Annotated in this window: 18 protein-coding genes; 14 read left to right on the top strand and 4 right to left on the bottom strand. The window is 76.8% G+C overall.

The annotated features are described in order from the left end of the window. The first annotated feature begins 89 nt into the window (after nucleotides 1-89). Nucleotides 90-1,436, top strand: coding sequence for a phosphoglucosamine mutase (glmM, locus tag ECOMGDLI_RS31670; protein ID WP_088289680.1), 1,347 nt, complete (start codon nucleotides 90-92; stop codon nucleotides 1,434-1,436). Here glmM and ECOMGDLI_RS31675 read toward each other — a convergent pair. The 3 genes from ECOMGDLI_RS31675 to ECOMGDLI_RS31685 are packed head-to-tail and all read right to left on the bottom strand — an operon-like array spanning nucleotide 1,414 to nucleotide 3,659. Beyond that, complete coding sequence (locus tag ECOMGDLI_RS31675) at nucleotides 1,414-2,370, bottom strand: DUF389 domain-containing protein (RefSeq protein ID WP_198955364.1); 957 nt, start codon at nucleotides 2,368-2,370, stop codon at nucleotides 1,414-1,416. The two genes, glmM and ECOMGDLI_RS31675, sit on opposite strands and share 23 nt — an antisense overlap. Nucleotides 2,371-2,389: 19 nt before the next feature. Next, nucleotides 2,390-3,421, bottom strand: a complete 1,032-nt coding sequence (coaA, locus tag ECOMGDLI_RS31680) for a type I pantothenate kinase (protein ID WP_233153704.1) — start codon at nucleotides 3,419-3,421, stop codon at nucleotides 2,390-2,392. 55 nt (nucleotides 3,422-3,476) lie between these two features. Next, nucleotides 3,477-3,659, bottom strand: coding sequence for a hypothetical protein (locus ECOMGDLI_RS31685; RefSeq protein ID WP_088320804.1), 183 nt, complete (start codon nucleotides 3,657-3,659; stop codon nucleotides 3,477-3,479). A gap of 127 nt (nucleotides 3,660-3,786) precedes the next feature. Between ECOMGDLI_RS31685 and glmS the strand changes: the two genes are divergently transcribed. From glmS to ECOMGDLI_RS31745, 12 genes are all read left to right on the top strand, one after another. Beyond that, on the top strand, nucleotides 3,787-5,646 hold the full coding sequence (gene glmS, locus ECOMGDLI_RS31690; protein ID WP_088320805.1) for a glutamine--fructose-6-phosphate transaminase (isomerizing): 1,860 nt from the start codon (nucleotides 3,787-3,789) through the stop codon (nucleotides 5,644-5,646). Between the two features lie 18 nt (nucleotides 5,647-5,664). Beyond that, a complete protein-coding gene (locus ECOMGDLI_RS31695) occupies nucleotides 5,665-6,021 on the top strand; it encodes a holo-ACP synthase (RefSeq protein WP_088320806.1) in 357 nt (118 codons plus the stop codon). A 1-nt stretch (nucleotide 6,022) separates the two neighbouring features. Then, a complete protein-coding gene (locus ECOMGDLI_RS31700) occupies nucleotides 6,023-7,513 on the top strand; it encodes a bifunctional ADP-dependent NAD(P)H-hydrate dehydratase/NAD(P)H-hydrate epimerase (protein ID WP_088320807.1) in 1,491 nt (496 codons plus the stop codon). 169 nt (nucleotides 7,514-7,682) lie between these two features. After that, nucleotides 7,683-8,876 (top strand): alanine racemase, encoded by a 1,194-nt coding sequence (gene alr, locus ECOMGDLI_RS31705; protein ID WP_088320852.1) that lies wholly within the window; start codon nucleotides 7,683-7,685, stop codon nucleotides 8,874-8,876. Beyond that, a complete protein-coding gene (locus ECOMGDLI_RS31710; protein ID WP_088320808.1) occupies nucleotides 8,876-10,144 on the top strand; it encodes an alpha/beta fold hydrolase in 1,269 nt (422 codons plus the stop codon). The genes alr and ECOMGDLI_RS31710 overlap by 1 nt, the downstream gene beginning before the upstream one ends. Nucleotides 10,145-10,221: 77 nt before the next feature. After that, nucleotides 10,222-10,803 carry a tRNA (adenosine(37)-N6)-threonylcarbamoyltransferase complex ATPase subunit type 1 TsaE gene (gene tsaE / locus ECOMGDLI_RS31715; RefSeq protein ID WP_233153706.1) on the top strand — a complete coding sequence of 194 codons (582 nt, stop codon included), beginning with the start codon at nucleotides 10,222-10,224 and terminating at the stop codon, nucleotides 10,801-10,803. Nucleotides 10,804-10,809: 6 nt separating this feature from the next. Then, the gene (gene tsaB / locus ECOMGDLI_RS31720; protein ID WP_088320809.1) at nucleotides 10,810-11,532 is read left to right on the top strand and encodes a tRNA (adenosine(37)-N6)-threonylcarbamoyltransferase complex dimerization subunit type 1 TsaB; all 723 of its coding nucleotides are present in this window, start codon (nucleotides 10,810-10,812) and stop codon (nucleotides 11,530-11,532) included. Continuing rightward, on the top strand, nucleotides 11,529-11,999 hold the full coding sequence (rimI, locus tag ECOMGDLI_RS31725; protein WP_088320810.1) for a ribosomal protein S18-alanine N-acetyltransferase: 471 nt from the start codon (nucleotides 11,529-11,531) through the stop codon (nucleotides 11,997-11,999). The genes tsaB and rimI overlap by 4 nt, the downstream gene beginning before the upstream one ends. 166 nt (nucleotides 12,000-12,165) lie before the next feature. Next, entirely contained in the window at nucleotides 12,166-13,152 is a 987-nt protein-coding gene (locus ECOMGDLI_RS31730; protein WP_233153707.1) for a DUF4328 domain-containing protein, read from the top strand. 44 nt (nucleotides 13,153-13,196) lie between these two features. Continuing rightward, the gene (locus tag ECOMGDLI_RS31735) at nucleotides 13,197-14,027 is read left to right on the top strand and encodes a DUF4328 domain-containing protein (RefSeq protein WP_088320812.1); all 831 of its coding nucleotides are present in this window, start codon (nucleotides 13,197-13,199) and stop codon (nucleotides 14,025-14,027) included. A gap of 31 nt (nucleotides 14,028-14,058) precedes the next feature. After that, the gene (gene tsaD, locus ECOMGDLI_RS31740) at nucleotides 14,059-15,114 is read left to right on the top strand and encodes a tRNA (adenosine(37)-N6)-threonylcarbamoyltransferase complex transferase subunit TsaD (RefSeq protein ID WP_088320813.1); all 1,056 of its coding nucleotides are present in this window, start codon (nucleotides 14,059-14,061) and stop codon (nucleotides 15,112-15,114) included. 9 nt (nucleotides 15,115-15,123) lie between these two features. Then, nucleotides 15,124-16,095 carry a sodium:proton exchanger gene (locus tag ECOMGDLI_RS31745; protein WP_088320814.1) on the top strand — a complete coding sequence of 324 codons (972 nt, stop codon included), beginning with the start codon at nucleotides 15,124-15,126 and terminating at the stop codon, nucleotides 16,093-16,095. Here ECOMGDLI_RS31745 and ECOMGDLI_RS31750 read toward each other — a convergent pair. Continuing rightward, the gene (locus ECOMGDLI_RS31750) at nucleotides 16,082-16,633 is read right to left on the bottom strand and encodes a GNAT family N-acetyltransferase (protein ID WP_198955365.1); all 552 of its coding nucleotides are present in this window, start codon (nucleotides 16,631-16,633) and stop codon (nucleotides 16,082-16,084) included. The genes ECOMGDLI_RS31745 and ECOMGDLI_RS31750 overlap by 14 nt on opposite strands. A 220-nt stretch (nucleotides 16,634-16,853) precedes the next feature. Between ECOMGDLI_RS31750 and ECOMGDLI_RS31755 the strand changes: the two genes are divergently transcribed. Next, nucleotides 16,854-17,042, top strand: coding sequence for a hypothetical protein (locus ECOMGDLI_RS31755; protein ID WP_088320816.1), 189 nt, complete (start codon nucleotides 16,854-16,856; stop codon nucleotides 17,040-17,042). Nucleotides 17,043-17,044 lie beyond the last annotated feature (2 nt).

Here is a 17,044-nt window from a genome sequence, read left to right on the forward strand (position 1 = left end):
AGCGCGATCCGGATCCGTAGTGTGTGCTGACCGGACGCGATGCTGCCCGTGGCAGCCGTGCCGATGGCGGCAGTGACAGGAGGACCGGCGTGGGACGACTCTTCGGGACCGACGGCGTCCGCGGGACGGCGAACCGTGACGTGACGGCCGAGCTCGCGCTCGACCTCGCCGTGGCGGCCGCGCACGTGCTCGCCGAGGTCGGGGAGTTCGCCGGGCACCGCCCGCGCGCCGTCGTCGGCCGCGACCCGCGCGCCTCCGGGGAGTTCCTCGCCGCCGCGACCGTCGCCGGGCTCGCCAGCGCGGGCGTCGACGTCGACGACGCGGGCGTGCTGCCGACCCCGGCCGTCGCCGGCCTCGTCGCGGACACCGGGGCCGACCTGGGCGTCGTCCTGTCGGCGTCGCACAACGCCATGCCGGACAACGGCATCAAGTTCTTCGCCCGGGGCGGGCACAAGCTGCCCGACGACGTCGAGGACGCCATCGAGAAGCGGCTCGGCGAGACCTGGGAGCGCCCCGTCGGCGCCGCCGTCGGCCGGGTCCGGGCGTTCCCGGACGCCGCGGACCGCTACGTCGAGCGGCTGCTCGCGACGCTGCCGAACCGGCTCGACGGGCTGCGCGTCGTCGTCGACTGCGCCCACGGGGCCGCGAGCGCCGTCGGCCCGCGGGCGCTGCGCGCGGCGGGTGCGCACGTCGTCGTCATCGGGGCCGAGCCCGACGGGCTCAACATCAACGACGGCTACGGCTCGACGCACCTCGACAAGCTCCGCGACGCCGTCGTCACGCACGACGCGCAGGCCGGCATCGCGTTCGACGGGGACGCCGACCGCTGCCTCGCGATCGACCACCTCGGCCGCGAGGTCGACGGCGACCAGATCATGGCCGTCCTCGCGCTCGCGTTCCGGGAGCGCGGCGCGCTCGCCGACGACACGCTCGTGACGACGGTCATGAGCAACCTCGGGCTGCTGCGCGCCATGGAGGCGGAGGGCGTCAAGACGATCCAGACCGGCGTCGGGGACCGCTACGTCCTCGAGGAGATGCGCCGCGGCGGGTACACCCTCGGCGGGGAGCAGTCCGGGCACGTCGTCATGCTCGAGCACTCGACGACCGGCGACGGCCTGCTCACCGGGCTGCACCTGCTCGCCCGGATGGCCCAGACCGGCCGCACGCTCGCCGACCTCGCCGGCGTCATGCAGCGCTTCCCGCAGGTGCTCGTCAACGTCAAGGGCGTCGACAAGGCCCGCGCCGCGACCGACGAGGGCGTCGTCGCCGCCGTCGCCGCGGCCGAGGCCCGGCTCGGCGCGAGCGGCCGCGTGCTGCTGCGCCCGTCGGGCACCGAACCGCTCGTCCGCGTCATGGTCGAGGCCGCCGAGGGCGACCAGGCCCGCTCCGTCGCCGACTCGCTCGCCGTCGTCGTCAGGGAGCGGCTCGCGCTGTAGCCGGCTGCGGGCGTGCCGCCGTCCGCCGGGTCAGTGCCCGCTGGACGGCGAGCAGCAGCGTCCCCGCGGCCGTGAGCCCGACGAGGTTCACCGCGAGCTGGAGCGCCGAGCCGCCGATCTCCTCGGGCACCCAGAGCGCGACCGCGAGCGCGAGGTTGCCCGCGGCGGGCACGGTCGTCACCGAGATGAAGACGCCGACGAGGGCGTTCGAGCGGCCCGCTGTCAGGGACAGGACGCCGGCGAACCCCGCGAGGAGCGCGACGACGACCGACCACTCGTCGGGCCGCCAGATGAAGGCCGTGAGCGGCCTGGGGGCGGCGAGGTCGGCGGGCTCGACCCAGCCGGCCGCCCGGACGACGAGCGCGGCGACCGCGGTGACGGCGATCGCGGCGGCGAACCCGAGGCCGAGGAGCGAGAGCGCGTCCCGGACGAGGCGGGCGCGGCGCATGACGATCCCGTACGCGAGGGCGACGACCGGCCCGAACTCCGGGCCGACGACCATCGCGCCGACGACGAGCACCGGGGAGTCGGTGACGACGGCCACCGAGGCGATCATCGTCGCGAGGCAGAGGAAGGCGTAGAACGACCAGGAGGAGCGGGCGTCGGCCTCGGCGCGCTCGGCGACGAGGTCCCAGACGATGCCGTCGTCCGGGGAGCCGGGCGCCGCGGCCTCGGCCGCGACCGCGTGCACCGACGGGGCGGCGTCCACCGTCTCCATCGCGACCGCGCCGCGGTCGTCGAGGCCGAGGTCGCGCAGGTGCTCCAGGACGTCCGTCACCGCCTCCCGGGCGACGTCGACGAGCACGAGGTCGCCGTCCGGCTGCACACCGGCGTCCGGGATGACGACGACATGGGTCACCCGCGGGTCGGCCCGCAGGAAGGCGACGACGGCGGCCCGGACGGCGCGGGGCACGATGAGCCTGAGGTGGATCACGGCCCTATCGAACCAGGCGTCAGAGCTTGCGCAGGCGGATCCGGCCGACGGCGTGGTCCGCCCCCTTGCGGAGCACGAGGGTGGCCCGGCCACGGGTCGGCAGGACGTTCTCGACGAGGTTGCGCTCGTTGATGTCGTGCCAGATCTGCTCGGCGCGGGCCACGGCCTGCTCGTCGGTGAGGGCCGCGTAGCGGTGGAAGTAGGACTCCGGGCGGCTGAACGCGGTCTGCCGCAGCCGCAGGAAGCGCTCGACGTACCAGCGCCGGACGTCCTCGGTCTTCGCGTCGACGTAGATGGAGAAGTCGAAGAAGTCGCTGATCGCGACGCCCTGGCGGCCGTCGGCGCGCGGCCGGGCGGGCTGCAGGACGTTGAGTCCCTCGACGATGAGGACGTCGGGGGAGCGGACGACGACCTCCTCGCCCGGGACGATGTCGTACGTGAGGTGGCTGTAGACCGGTGCCCTGACCTCGGGCATCCCGGACTTCACGTCGGTGACGAACCGGAGCAGCCGGCGCCGGTCGTAGGACTCCGGGAAGCCCTTGCGCTGCATGATCCCGCGCCGGGTCAGCTCGTCGTTCGGCAGCAGGAAGCCGTCCGTCGTCACGAGCTCGACGCGCGGCGTGCCCGGCCAGCGGGCGAGCAGCTCGCGCAGGATGCGGGCCGTCGTCGACTTGCCGACGGCGACCGAGCCGGCGACGCCGATGACGAACGGGGTGCGCTCGGGGGACTCCCCGAGGAAGGTCCGCGTCGCGGCGTGCAGGGCCTCGTTGCCCGCGACGTAGAGCGTGAGCAGCCGGGACAGCGGCAGGAAGACCTCCTCGACCTCCGCGAGGTCGATCCGGTCGCCGAGGCCTCGCAGGTCGCGCAGGTCCTGCTCGGTGAGGGTCAGCGGTGTCGAGGACCGCAGCTTCGACCAGGCCCGGCGGTCCAGCTCGACGAAGGGCGACCCGACGAGGCGGGCCGCGTGGTGCGCGCTGTGGCCCTCGCCGCGCGGGTCGCCGCGGCGGCGCCCGGGCGGGACGTCTCCGGAGGGCATCGTCGCGCTCGGCACCGTCGCATTGTGCCCGCCCCGTGCACCGGCCCGTCACCCGCGGGTGTCGTCCCGGTCACATCCGGACGGCGTTCGCGACCGCCGTCCGCAGCACGCCGGCCTCGTCGAGGGTGTCCGTGGAGGAGGCGAGCAGCCCCGCGCAGGCCATCGCGCCCAGCGCGCCGAGCACCCGCCGGGCGGCCGGGACGACGCGCGAGGCGCCGGGTGCCGGCCTCAGGTGGAACGTCGTCGTCGTCATGCCTCCAGCGTGCGCCGCCGCGGCCGTGAGGGCATCCGCCCGTGGCTGTGGATCGGCTGTGGACGCCGTCCGACCGTGGGGTGACGGCCCCACAGCGGGATCCCTCCCGCGGGCTACGCTGGCCGCCATGTGCGGAATCGTGGGGTACGCGGGCACGCCCGCCGCCGGGCTCGACGCCCTCGAGGTGGTCCTCGAAGGGCTCCGGCGGCTCGAGTACCGGGGGTACGACTCGGCCGGGGTTGCGCTGCAGTCCGACGGCGGCATCGTCATGGTCAAGCGCTCCGGCAAGCTCGCCCGGCTCGAGGAGGCGCTCGCCGAGCACCGCCCCCCGGTGACGACGACGGGCATCGGCCACACCCGCTGGGCGACGCACGGCGGGCCGACCGACGAGAACGCCCACCCGCACCTCGGCGGTTCGGGCCGGGTCGCGGTGATCCACAACGGGATCATCGAGAACTTCGCCGGACTCAAGGCCGCGCTCACCGCCGAGGGCGTCGAGTTCGCGAGCCAGACCGACACCGAGGTCGCCGCCCACCTGCTCGCCGCCGCCTACGACCGCACCGGCGACCTCACGGCCGCGATGCAGGACGTCGCCTGCCGGCTCGAGGGCGCCTTCACCCTGCTCGCCGTCGCCGCGGACGCCCCCGGCGTCGTCGTCGGCGCGCGCCGCAACTCCCCGCTCGTCGTCGGGGTCGGCGAGGGCGCCAACTACCTCGGCTCCGACGTCGCCGCGTTCATCGGGCACACCCGGGAGGCGATCGAGCTCGGCCAGGACGAGATCGTCACGATCACCGCGGACTCGGTGGCGATCACCGACTTCGCCGGCAACCCGGTGCAGGGGCGCCGGTTCAGCGTCGACTGGGACGCCGCCGCCGCCGAGAAGGCCGGCTACCCGTCGTTCATGGCCAAGGAGATCAACGAGCAGCCGCACGCGGTCGCCGACACCCTCCTCGGCCGCACCGACGCCGCGGGCCGGCTCACCCTCGACGAGCTCCACATCGACGAGGTCGTGCTGCGGCGCATCGACAAGATCGTCGTCGTCGCCTGCGGGACGGCCGCCTACGCCGGGCAGGTCGCGAAGTACGCGATCGAGCACTGGTGCCGGATCCCCGTCGAGGTCGAGCTCGCGCACGAGTTCCGCTACCGCGACCCGGTCGTCAACGAGAAGACCCTCGTCGTCGCGATCTCGCAGTCCGGCGAGACGATGGACACGATCATGGCCGTCCGGCACGCGCGCGAGCAGGGCGCCCGGGTCATCGCGGTCTGCAACACCCGCGGCTCGACGATCCCGCGCGAGTCCGACGCCGCGCTCTACACCCACGCCGGGCCGGAGATCGCGGTCGCCTCGACGAAGGCGTTCCTCGCCCAGATCACCGCCTGCTACCTGCTCGGGCTCTACCTCGCCCAGCTGCGCGGCAACAAGTTCGCCGACGAGATCGGCGAGATCCTCGGCCAGCTCAAGGCCATGCCCGACAAGATCGCCAAGGTTCTCGACAACCTCGACCAGGTGCGCCAGATGGCGCGCTGGATGGCGGACACCCGGTCGGTGCTCTTCCTCGGCCGGCACGTCGGCTACCCGGTCGCGATGGAGGGTGCGCTCAAGCTCAAGGAGCTCGCGTACATCCACGCCGAGGGCTTCGCGGCCGGTGAGCTCAAGCACGGCCCGATCGCGCTCATCGAGGCCGGGCAGCCGGTCTTCGTCATCGTGCCGTCGCCGCGCGGGCGGGACTCGCTGCACAGCAAGGTCGTCTCGAACATCCAGGAGATCAACGCCCGGGGGGCGCGCACGATCGTCATCGCCGAGGAGGGCGACGACGAGGTGCTCCAGTTCGCCTCCGAGGTGATCCGGGTGCCGCAGACGCCGACGCTGCTCGCGCCGCTCGTCACCGTCGTCCCGCTGCAGGTCTTCGCGTGCGAGCTCGCGACGGCCAAGGGCCTCGACGTCGACCAGCCGCGCAACCTCGCGAAGTCCGTCACGGTCGAGTGACGGCATACGGGTGAGCACGTGATCGTCGGCGTCGGCATCGACGTCGTGGACGTCGCCCGCTTCGGCCAGGAGCTCGAGCGCACGCCCCGGCTGCGCGAGCGGCTCTTCACGCCCGCCGAGCGCGGGCTGCCGCTGGCCAGCCTCGCGGCCCGGTTCGCGGCCAAGGAGGCGATCGCGAAGTCGCTCGGCGCCCCGCCCGGGATGAGCTGGCTCGACGCCTGGGTCGTCAAGGACCCGCACGGGGCGCCCGCGATGGAGGTGACCGGCACGGTCGCCGCCCGCGCGCAGGTGCTCGGGGTGACCCGGTTCCACGTGTCGATGTCGCACGACGCGGGCATCGCGAGCGCGGTCGTCGTCGCGGAGCGGGACGGCTGACGTGCTGCGGGCGTGGCGGGTCGCGGACGTCCGGGCGGCCGAGGCGGTGCGGCTGGACCAGGTGCCGGACGGCGCGCTCATGCAGCGGGCCGCGGCGGGGCTCGCCGCGGTCTGCGCCGGGGTGCTCCGGGACGCCGCGGGCGGGGTGAGCGGACGCCGGGTCGCGCTGCTCGTCGGCGCCGGCAACAACGGCGGCGACGCGCTGTGGGCGGGGGAGCGGCTCGCCCGGCGCGGGGCGCGGGTCGACGCCGTGCTCTGCGCCGAGGCCGTCCACGCCGAGGGGCTCGCGGCGCTGCGGGCCGCCGGCGGCACCGCGGTCGACGCGCGCGACCCCGCGACCCGGGCGGCCGCCGTCCGGCTGCTCGACCGGGCGCACCTCGTCGTCGACGGCCTCGTCGGGCTCGGCGGTTCGCCGGGCCTGCGGGAGCCGGCCGCCGGGCTCGTCGCCGGTCTGCGCCCGGTCGCGGACGGCGGCCCGGCCGTCGTCGCGGTCGACCTGCCGAGCGGCGTCGACCCGGACGGCGGCGGGACCCCCGCCCCGCACGTGCGCGCCGACGTCACGGTGACCTTCGGCGCCGCCAAGCCGTGCCTGCTCCTGCCGCCGGCGTCCCGGGCGGCGGGGCGGGTCGTCGAGGTCGACATCGGGCTCGGCCCGCTGCTGCCGCCGTCCGCGGCCGTCGAACGGCTCCACGGTGCGGACGCCGCGGCGCTCTGGCCGGTGCCCGGCGCCGGGACGGACAAGTACCGCCGCGGCGTCGTCGGCGTCGTCGCCGGGTCCGCCGCCTACACCGGTGCGGCGGTGCTCGCCGTCGCCGGGGCGCTGCGGGCCGGCGCGGGGATGGTCCGCTACGTCGGGCCCGAGCACGCCGCCGAGCACGTCCGGCTGCACCACCCGGAGGCCGTCGTCGGCGAGGGCCGGGTGCAGGCCTGGGTGCTCGGCCCGGGGGTGGACGCCGACGCGGGCGACGGCCAGCGGGCCGCCGCCGAGCTGGCCCTGGGATCGGGCGAGCCGTGCGTCGTCGACGCCGGTGCGCTCGCGCTCGTGCCCGCGATGCCCGGCGCCCTCGGGCCGCACGTGCTGCTCACCCCGCACGCCGGCGAGCTCGCCCGGCTGCTCGGAGCCCTCGGTGAGCCCGTGCCGAGCCGGGAGGACGTCGAGCAGCGGGCGGCCGCCCACGTCGTCCGGGCCGCCGCGCTGACCGGCGCGACGGTCCTGCTCAAGGGTTCGACGACCCTCGTAGCGACCCCGGAGGGCCGGCTGCGCAGCCAGGCCGACGCCCCGGGCTGGCTCGCGACGGCCGGCGCGGGCGACGTCCTCGCCGGGATCGCCGGGACCCTGCTCGCCGCCGGCCTCGACGCGTTCGACGCCGGCCCGGTCGCCGCCCTGGTCCACGGCCGGGCCGCCGCGCGCGCGGGCGGAGGGGGCCCGGTCACCGCCGGTGCGGTCGCCGAGGCGGTTCCCGCGACGGTCGCGGCGCTGCTCGACCGGTGAGGCCGGTCGCACCGGGGACGCCTGGCCCGTCGGGTGTCGGCTCCCGGTGAGAGACTGATCGGCGATGACGAGCACGCCTCTCGCGCCCGCCGCCGCGGCCACGGTCCCTGCGACCGGTCCCGGCGGGGCCTTCGCGACCGCCGACCCCGCCGACCTGCTGCCGGCGGGGATGCCCGCGTGCGCGGTCGTCGACCTCGACGCGATCGCCGCGAACGTCGCCGCGCTCGACGTCCGGGCGGGTGCCGCCGGGGTGATGGCGGTCGTCAAGGCCGACGCCTACGGCCACGGCCTCGTGCCCGCGGCCCGGGCCGCGGTCGCCGGCGGGGCCGCCTGGCTCGGGGTCGCCCAGCTCTCCGAGGGGCTCGCGCTGCGCGCGGCCGGGGTGACGGCACCGCTGCTCGCCTGGCTCACCGTGCCCGGGGACGCCTTCGCGGACGCCGTCCGGGCCGGCATCGACATCGGCGTCACCGCGGCCTGGGTGCTCGACGAGGTCGTCGCCGCCGCCCGTGCGACCGGCACGACGGCCCGGGTCCACCTCAAGGTCGACACCGGGCTGTCCCGCAACGGCGTCACCCCCGCCGACCTTCCCGACCTGCTCGACGCCGTGCTCCGCGCCGAGGCCGAGGGCGCCGTCCGGCTCGTCGGGCTCATGAGCCACTACGCCTGGGCCGACGCCCCCGAGCACCCGACGGTGCGCGCCCAGACCGAGATCTTCACCGACGCCGTCGCGCTCGCCGAGCGCCGCGGTGCCCGGCTCGAGGTGCGCCACCTCGCGAACTCCGCGGCGACCGTGACGAACCCGCAGGCCGCGTTCGACCTCGTGCGGCCGGGGGTGGCCGTCTACGGGCTGTCGCCGGTGCCCGACCTGGCCTCGCCCGCCGACCTCGGGCTGCGCCCCGCGATGGCCCTGCTCGGCCGGGTCGCGCTCGTCAAGGCGGTGCCGGCCGGCTCGGGGGTCTCCTACGGCCACGAGTACACGACGGACGCCGACACGACCGTCGCGCTCGTCCCGCTCGGGTACGCGGACGGCGTCCCGCGGCACGCCGGGTCCCGCGGGCCCGTGCTCCTGCGCGGCACCCGGCAGACGATCGCCGGCCGCGTCTGCATGGACCAGGTCGTCCTCGACCTGCACGACGCCGCGAACTCCGCGGGCGTCGCGCCCGGCGACGTCGCGGTGCTCTTCGGGGACCCCGCGCTCGGCGCCGCCCCGGGCGGCCCGGCCGCGCCGACCGCCCAGGACTGGGCGGACGCCGCGGGCACGATCTCGTACGAGATCATCACCCGGCTCGGGCCACGGGTGCCGAAGGTCCACATCGGCACCGCCGGCACGGTGGGGCCCGGCACGGCGGGAGCGCCGTCCTGATGGCCGAGGAGCCGCGGGCGGCCCGGGTCGGCCTGCTGTCGCTCGGGGTGGGCCTGGCCGCCGCCGGGGTCGGGGCCGCGCTGGGGCTGGCCGCCGAGCGGGTCGCCGTCGGCCGGCCGCTGCTGCCGCGCCGCGAGGACGACGACACCGAGGACTACGGCGGGCTGCACCACGGGGCCCGCGTCGTCCGGGCGAACGACGGGACAGCCCTGCACGTCGAGGTCGACGAGGTCGACGACTTCCGCCGTCCGGCCGCCGCCGACGACACCTCGCCGGCCGCCGCCAAGGCCGCCCGCCGGGGGCGGGACGACCGCACCGCCGCCGACGCGACCGGCCCGGGCGGCGGCGAGCCGCTCACCGTCGTGCTCAGCCACGGCTACGCTCTCTCGCTCGACTCCTGGCACTTCCAGCGCAAGGCGCTGCGCGGCCTGCACCGGCTCGTCCTGTGGGACCAGCGCGGCCACGGCCGCTCCGGCAGCGGTCCGGAGGGCTCCGCGACGATCGACCAGGTCGGGCGCGACCTCGAGGCGGTGCTCGAGGCGGTCGCGCCGACCGGGCCGCTCGTCCTCGTCGGGCACTCGATGGGCGGCATGACCGTCATGAGCCTCGCCGAGAAGCGGCCCGACCTCTTCCGCGACCGGGTGCTCGGCGTCGCCCTCGTCTCGACGAGCGCGGGCGGGCTCGGCGCGGTCGACTTCGGGCTGCCCGGCTTCGGCCGGCTCGTCCAGCGGGTCGCCCCCGGTGCGATCAAGACCCTGACCCGGACGCCGCGGCTCGTCGAGCGCGGCCGCCGGCTCGGCAGCGACCTCGAGGCCGTGCTCGTGCGGCGCTACTCCTACGCCTCACCGGTGAGCGACGCGCTCGTCCGGTTCACCGCGCACATGATCGCCTCGACCCGGCTCGAGGTCATCAGCGACTACCTGCCGACGTTCTCCACCCACGACAAGCGGACGGCGCTCGCGACCCTCGACGGGCTCGAGGTGCTCGTCATCGTCGGCGACTCCGACCTGCTCACACCCGCCGAGCACAGCGAGGAGATCGTGCGCCACGTCCCCGGCGCCGAGCACGTCGTCGTCAAGGACTCCGGCCACCTGCTCATGCTCGAGCACCCGCAGATCGTCAACGGGCACCTCGCCGAGCTCGTCGACCGGGCGCTGCGGGCGCACGCCGGGCTGCCCGGAAGGCGGTACGGTACGCGGGCGCGTCGCACGGTCATGCCGTTGCGCCGACGCCGCAGACGGCGGGACGCCGGGGGGCTCTCCGCGTGACCCGAGAGCCGACACCCGGGCAGGACGCGACGGCGCGTCCGCCCGGCGAGCAGTCCGTGACGCACGAGGGAGAAGCAGTGAGCGGCGCCCACCGGGCCGATACGTCCACCCGTGAGGAGACGGCCGTCGGCTCCTCCCGCGCCGAGGTGCCCTCCGCGGAGACGATGCGCGACCTGGGCCGCGCGCTCGCCGAGCTGCTGCGCCCGGGCGACCTCGTCGTCCTCTCCGGCGATCTCGGGGCGGGCAAGACGACGCTCACCCAGGGGATCGGCCGGGGGCTCAAGGTCCGCGGCGACGTCACGAGCCCGACGTTCGTCATCGCGCGCGTGCACCCCTCCCTCGTCGACGGCCCGTCGCTCGTGCACGTCGACGCCTACCGGCTCGCCTCGCTCGAGGAGGTCGACGACCTCGACCTCGACGCGACGCTCGGGGAGTCGGTCACCGTCGTCGAGTGGGGCGAGGGTCTCGTCGAGGAGCTCGCCGCCGACCGGCTCGAGGTGCGCCTGCTGCGCCGGCGCGGGGACGAGGCGGGCGGCCTCGCCGACGCCGACCCCGACCTCGCCGCCGACCGGGCGCCGTCCGACGGGGACGAGCCGCGGCTCGTCGAGATCGTCGGCCACGGCAGCCGCTGGCGCGACGTCGTCCTCCCGGCGGGCTGACCGCCCGTGCTCGTCCTCGCGCTCGACACGTCCGGCGCCGCGGTGACGGCGGCGGTGCACGACGGCACGGCCGTCCGGGCCGAGCGCTCCGAGCCCGGGGCCCGCGGGCACGCCGAGCACCTCGCCCCTCTCGTCGAGGCGGTGCTCGCCGACGCGGACGCCGACCGGCGTGACCTGACGACCGTCGCGGTCGGCGTCGGCCCCGGCCCGTTCACCGGCCTGCGGGTCGGGCTCGTCACCGCGCGGGTGCTCGGGCACGCGCTCGGCATCGACGTCGTCGGCGTCTGCTCGCTCGACGCGCTCGCGTTCGAGGCCGCGATGCTCGGCGACACGGAGGGCGGTCTGCTCGCCGTCACCGACGCCCGGCGGCGCGAGGTGCACTGGGCGGCCTACGACACGCAGCGCATCGACCGCGGGGCGGGGGCGCACACCTGGCAGGTCGTCCGGCTCGACGGGCCGCACGTCGGCCCCGCGACCGCCGTCGAGGTCGCCGGCCGCCGGGTCGTCGGTCGCGGTGCGGCGCTCTACCCCGACGCCCTGCCGGGCGGCACCGGGCCGCTCGACGTCGCGGCGGGTGCGCTCGCGACGCTCGCCGTCCGAGGGCTCGCGGCCGACGCCGACCCGGCCGACCGCGCCGTGCTCGTCGCTCCGGAGCCGCTCTACCTGCGCCGGCCGGACGCGGTCGCCCCCGGCGTCCGCAAGCGCGTGCTGCCGGCGGGCGGACGATGAGCGAGGACGTCCGGCTGCGGCCGATGCGCTGGTGGGACGTCGCCGACGTGCACGCCCTCGAGCAGACCCTCTTCGGCGCCACGGCCTGGACCGCCGAGGCGTTCTGGTCCGAGCTCGCGCACCCGGACACCCGGACGTACCTCGTCGCCGAGGGGTCGGACGGGGCTCTGCTCGGCTACGCGGGGGTCATGACCGTCTCGGCGGACGCCGACGTCCAGACCATCGCCGTCGCACCCGCCGCACAGGGCCGCGGACTCGGCGGCACGCTGCTCGAGGCGCTCGTCGAGCGGGCCCGCGAGGCCGGGGCGACGTCCCTGCTCCTCGAGGTCCGGGCCGACAACGCGCCGGCGATCGCGCTCTACGAGCGGCACGGTTTCGACCGGATCGCCGTCCGCCGCCGCTACTACCAGCCCGGCGACATCGACGCCTGGGTCATGCGGCTGCGGCCGCTGCTGCCGCTCGTCTGACGCGGCGTCGCCGGGCGGTCCGCCGTCCGGGTGAACGAGTGGCCCTCGTGGGTGACCCTGCGTGCGCAGCCGGGTGACCGGCACCCGCATCCGGGCTCCCGGGCGGCCGGGCCGGGCACGCTGGGTGAACGCGGCCGTCGTCCCGGTCGCGACCGGAGGGATGACCATGCCGCGCCCGTGGGGGAGCGAACCGTACGACGTGCCGCTGGCGGCCGCGCCGGGCACCCAGGCCTGGGCGCCGCCCGCCGGTCGGCCCGCCGAGGTGCCGCTGCCGCCCGGGCAGACGTTCGAGCCGACGGCGCAGCCGCTGCCCGGCCCGCAGTTCGGCGGACCTGCGCCGTTCGTCTGGGCCGCCCCCGTGCCGCCGCGGGCGGCGCTCGCCGGGCTGGCGCCGTACGCGGCGTACGAGCCGGTCGCGCGCTCGGTCGTCCCGGGGGCGCCGGTCGCGGTGCCCGGCCACCTCGTGGCGGCCTTCGCACGCGCCCACCCGGTGCCGCGGCTGGCCGGCCCGGCCCGCTGGGCGGCGCTCGGGTCGCTCGGGCTCGTCGTCCTCCACGGCCTGCTGCTCGGTCTCGACGCGGTCGTCCGCGGCCGGTACTCGTGGACCGGCGCGACCCCGGGCGCCTGGTCGTACGCCGCGGCGCTGGGCCTGCTGCTCCTGTTCGCGCTGCTCATGCCGGCGGTCTGGGTGGCGACCTCGCTGTGGCTGCACCGCGCCCTCGCGGCGGCGCGCACCGTCGACGTCTCGGCGGTGCCGTACCCGGTGTGGCTGGCCTGGGGCACCTGGGTGCTGCCGATCGTCTCGATCGTCCTGCCGCCCGGCCTCGTCAAGGACGTCTGGGCGGTCGGGGCGCGCGGCCGGGCCCGGTACATGCAGCCGAAGGTGCGCGCCTGGTGGACCCTCGTCCTCGTCGCCGCCGTGCTGCGGACGGCGACCGGGGCCGTCGGGACGCTCGGCCCGGGGCTCGGCTGGTGGTGGGCCGGGCTCGCCCTCGCCTCGTTCGTCGTCCTCTGCTACGCGCTGCGGGCCTGGTTCGGGGTGCTCGAGGGCCTCACCCGGGCCTGGGAGCGGCCGCGCGACGAGTGGACGCCGGACCGGCCGGTCGAGGCCGCCCGGATCGGGGTGTACACGGGGCCGGGCCGACCGGCATGATCCGCTGACCGTCGACCGGGTCGGCGGGTCCCCCGGGAGGTCGCATGAGCCAGGAACCGCCGCAGTGGGCCGCGCCGTGGGGCGAGCCGGGGGGCGCGCCCGCCGGTGAGCCCGGCCGGCCCGAGGCTCCGCCGCCGGGGGCCGCGACAGCGGGAGCGCCGTCCGGTGCGCCCGTCGACCCGCCGCCGGGGCCGGAAAGCGGCTTCCTGCCGCGGCCGGTGAACGGGCTCGCCGCCGCCCTGCTCGCGGTGTCCGGGCTCTACGGGCTCACCGTGTGGGCGGCCGCGATCGTGGCCTTCGCGGCCCAGGCCGAGTTCGAGGACGGGGCCCTCGGCGCCGCGACCGTGGCGATCGGTGCCGTCACGCTCGTGCAGACCCTCGCCCAGCTGGTGGCGTACGGGTTCGCGTCGATGTGGCTCATGCGGGTCTACCAGACCGCGTCCGCCGTGGCGCCCCGCCTCATGCGGCGCAGCATCGCGTGGACCTGGCTGGCCTGGTGGGTCCCGTTCGTGAGCCTGTGGTTCCCCAAGCAGATCGTCGACGACGTGTGGCGGGTCGCCGCCTCGCAGCCCGGGCGCTCCCCGGTGCGTGCCACCGGGGGTTGGTGGTTCTGGTGGATCGCGGCGTCGGTGACCTCCTCGCTCACGTCGTTCGCGAGCCGTTCCTCGTCCGGGACGACCTCCGAGGTGTCCGGGTTCGCGCCCGGGTGGCGGGTGTTCGCGGCGCTGTTCCTCACCGGCGCGTTCGTCATGTGGGTGCGCGTCGTCCGCGGGGTCTCCGCGGCGCACGACGCCGGCCCGTGGACCCCGTACTTCCGGGCGCTCCCCGCACCGGTGTCGCGTGCCGACGGGGTGTCGGGCTCCCAGGGCCGATGAGGTGCCGGGGACGGCGCACTAGCCTTCAGGAGTGACCGCCCGTACCGACCGCCCGCTCGTCCTCGGCATCGAGACCTCGTGCGACGAGACCGGCGTCGGGATCGTCCGCGGCGGTGACCTCCTCGTCGACGCGGTCGCGACGTCCGTCGACGAGCACGCCCGGTTCGGCGGGGTCGTCCCCGAGGTCGCGAGCCGGGCCCACCTCGAGGCGATGGTGCCGACCCTCGAGCGGGCGTGCGCGCAGGCCGGGGTGCGCCTCGCCGACCTCGACGCCGTCGCGGTGACGTCCGGGCCCGGGCTCGCGGGGGCGCTCACGGTCGGGGTCGCCGCGGCGAAGGCGCTCGCGCTCGCCCTCGGCGTCCCGCTGTACGGCGTCAACCACCTCGCCGCGCACGTCGCCGTGGACACCCTCGAGCACGGCCCGCTGCCGTCGCCGTCGATGGCGCTGCTCGTCTCCGGCGGGCACTCGTCGCTGCTGCTCGTCCCCGACGTGACCGGTGACGTCCGGCCGCTCGGCCAGACGATCGACGACGCGGCGGGGGAGGCCTTCGACAAGGTCGCGCGGCTGCTCGGGCTGCCGTTCCCCGGCGGCCCGCACGTCGACCGGGTCGCCCGGGACGGCGGACCCGCGACGATCGCGTTCCCGCGCGGGCTCACCGCGGCGCACGACATGGCCGAGCACCGCTACGACTTCTCGTTCTCCGGGCTCAAGACCGCGGTGGCGCGGTGGGTCGAGCGGCGCGAGGCGAGCGGCGAGCCGGTCCCGGTGGCGGACGTCGCGGCGAGCTTCCAGGAGGCCGTCGTCGACGTGCTCACCCGCAAGGCGGTGCTCGCCTGCCGGGAGAACGGCGTCGACACCCTGCTCGTCGGCGGCGGGGTCGCGGCGAACTCACGGCTGCGGGCGATGGCCGCGCAGCGCTGCGCGGACGCCGGGATCACGCTGCGCGTGCCACGGCCCGGGCTGTGCACCGACAACGGGGCGATGGTCGCCGCGCTCGGCTCGCTCATGGTCGCCGCCGGCCGGGCGCCGTCCGCGCTCGACCTGCCGGCCGACTCGTCGATGCCCGTCACGCTCGTCCAGGCCTGACCGGCCGCCGTGACCCTGGCCCTGGGCGTCCTGCTCCTGGCGGGCGCGGCCGTCGCCCTCGTCGTCGGCGCGGAGCTCTTCGTCGAGAACGTCGCCCGGGCCGCGCGCAGGCTCGGCCTGACGATCGTCGCGGTGGGGATCCTGCTCGCGGGCGCCGAGCCGGAGGAGGCGCTGACCGGCGTCCTCGCGAGCGCCGCCGGGCGGCCGGGGCTGGCCGCCGGGGACGCCATCGGCGCGAACGTCACGATGCTCACGGCCGCGCTCGGGCTCGCGGCGCTGGCCCGCCCGCTGCCGGTCGGACGGCGGGTGCGCGAGTACGCGGCCGGCGCGGCGGTCGCCGGGCTGCTCGCCGTCGCGGTGCTCGCGGACGGCGTCGTCGGGCGGGTCGAGGGCGGCCTCCTGCTGCTCGCGTACGTGGCGCTCGTCGCGCTCGTCTGGTGGCGCGAGCGCGAGCCGCCGGCGATCGGCGAGCTCGCGGAGGTGGACGACGACGATGACGACGACGATGACGACGAGGGCCACGACGGCGACCACGCCGGGCGCCGGGCCGACGTCCGCGGGCTGCTGCTCGCCCTCGTCGGCCTGCTCGTCATGACCGGCGGCGGGGCGCTCGCCGTCGCGGGCGCCGAGCGGGTCGTCGCGGGCCTGGGCGTCACCGACGACGCGGTCGGCCTCACCGCGCTGGCGCTCGCGACGACCGCGGAGCTCTTCGCGCTCGTCGCCGCGGGCGTGCGCCGCGACCTGCCGGAGGTCGCCGTCGCGGGCGTCGTCGGCTCGGTCGCCTACAACGCGACGGTCTCGCTCGGCCTGGCGGCCGTCGTCCGGCCGCTCGCCGTCGAGCGTGTCCTCGGGCCGGCGCTGCTCGCCGTGGTGCTGGCCGTGGCGCTCCCGCTCCTCGCCCGCGGCGGGCGGCTCGGGCGCCCCGCCGGTGCCGTGCTCGCCGCCGGCTACGTGGGGTTCGTCGTCCTCACGCTCGCCTGACCGGGACGAGGCGCTCCCAGACGACCGCGACGCCGTCCGACACGACCCCGGTGTCCACGTAGCCGCACGCCGCGGCGACCCGCTCGCTCGCGACGTTGCCGGCGTCGATCCGCAGCACGAGCCGGGTCACGCCGAGGTCGCGGACGACGGCCGCGCCGAGCAGGCGCAGCGCCCGGGTCGCGAGGCCCTGCCCGCGATGGGCCGGGCCCACGACGTAGCCGAGCTCGAGCGTGGTGCCGGCGTCGGGCGCGTCGGCCGCGCCGTGCCGCGGGGCGAACGCGAGCACCTCGCCGAGCGGGGCCCCGCCGTCGAGCGTGATCGCGAGGTGGACCGCCTGACCGGCCTGCGTCTGGCCGGCGGCGCGGTCGAGGTAGCGCTGCGCCGCGGCGGCGTCGAACGGGGACTCGATCGGCGTGTACCGGGCGACGTCCGGGTCGTCGTAGAGCGCGGGCAGGGCGGCGGCGTCGGTCGCCGCGAGCGGGCGCAGCACCAGGCCGTCCCCGGTGACCGGCAGCGGCAGCAGCGTCGGGTTCGGCACCGGCCCAGGATGGCGCACCGGCCGCGGCGGTGCGACGCGGCTCACGTGCCGCCGGGCGCAGCGTGGCCGGCCGGAAACGCGGAGGACATCCCGGGCGGGTACATCAGAAGGAGCACCCCGCTCCTCTCAAGGAGGAGTGCCGGGCACCCGCCCGGCGCAGGGGCCGTCGACGGGGCCGTGCCATCGGGTGGTGCCGTCGGCGAGAGCAGCGAGGTACGACATGGACCCGTCGAACGAGTGGTGGAGACGTCCGGGGGAGAGCGACGACGTCGAGCTGTGCGCCTGCCCGGAGTGCGGGCTGCCGGCGGAGGTGCTCCGGCGCGGACCCACGTCGGCCGGTGAGCTCGTCGGTGTCCGGTGCGTCGGGCGGCACTGGTTCCTGGGGCTGCGGGACCGGCTCGTCGCCTGAGG

Origin of the sequence: Kineosporia sp. R_H_3 (assembly GCF_002198675.1) — a bacterium.
Lineage (GTDB): Bacteria > Actinomycetota > Actinomycetes > Actinomycetales > Kineosporiaceae > R-H-3.

Coding starts and splice junctions, on each gene's coding strand:
- ECOMGDLI_RS31685 (WP_088320804.1), bottom strand. CDS start 3,659: ATGACGACGACGACGTTCCACCTGAGGCCGGCACCCGGCGCCTCGCGC.
- glmS (WP_088320805.1), top strand. CDS start 3,787: ATGTGCGGAATCGTGGGGTACGCGGGCACGCCCGCCGCCGGGCTCGAC.
- alr (WP_088320852.1), top strand. CDS start 7,683: ATGCCCGCGTGCGCGGTCGTCGACCTCGACGCGATCGCCGCGAACGTC.
- ECOMGDLI_RS31710 (WP_088320808.1), top strand. CDS start 8,876: ATGGCCGAGGAGCCGCGGGCGGCCCGGGTCGGCCTGCTGTCGCTCGGG.
- rimI (WP_088320810.1), top strand. CDS start 11,529: ATGAGCGAGGACGTCCGGCTGCGGCCGATGCGCTGGTGGGACGTCGCC.
- ECOMGDLI_RS31730 (WP_233153707.1), top strand. CDS start 12,166: ATGCCGCGCCCGTGGGGGAGCGAACCGTACGACGTGCCGCTGGCGGCC.
- ECOMGDLI_RS31735 (WP_088320812.1), top strand. CDS start 13,197: ATGAGCCAGGAACCGCCGCAGTGGGCCGCGCCGTGGGGCGAGCCGGGG.
- ECOMGDLI_RS31755 (WP_088320816.1), top strand. CDS start 16,854: ATGGACCCGTCGAACGAGTGGTGGAGACGTCCGGGGGAGAGCGACGAC.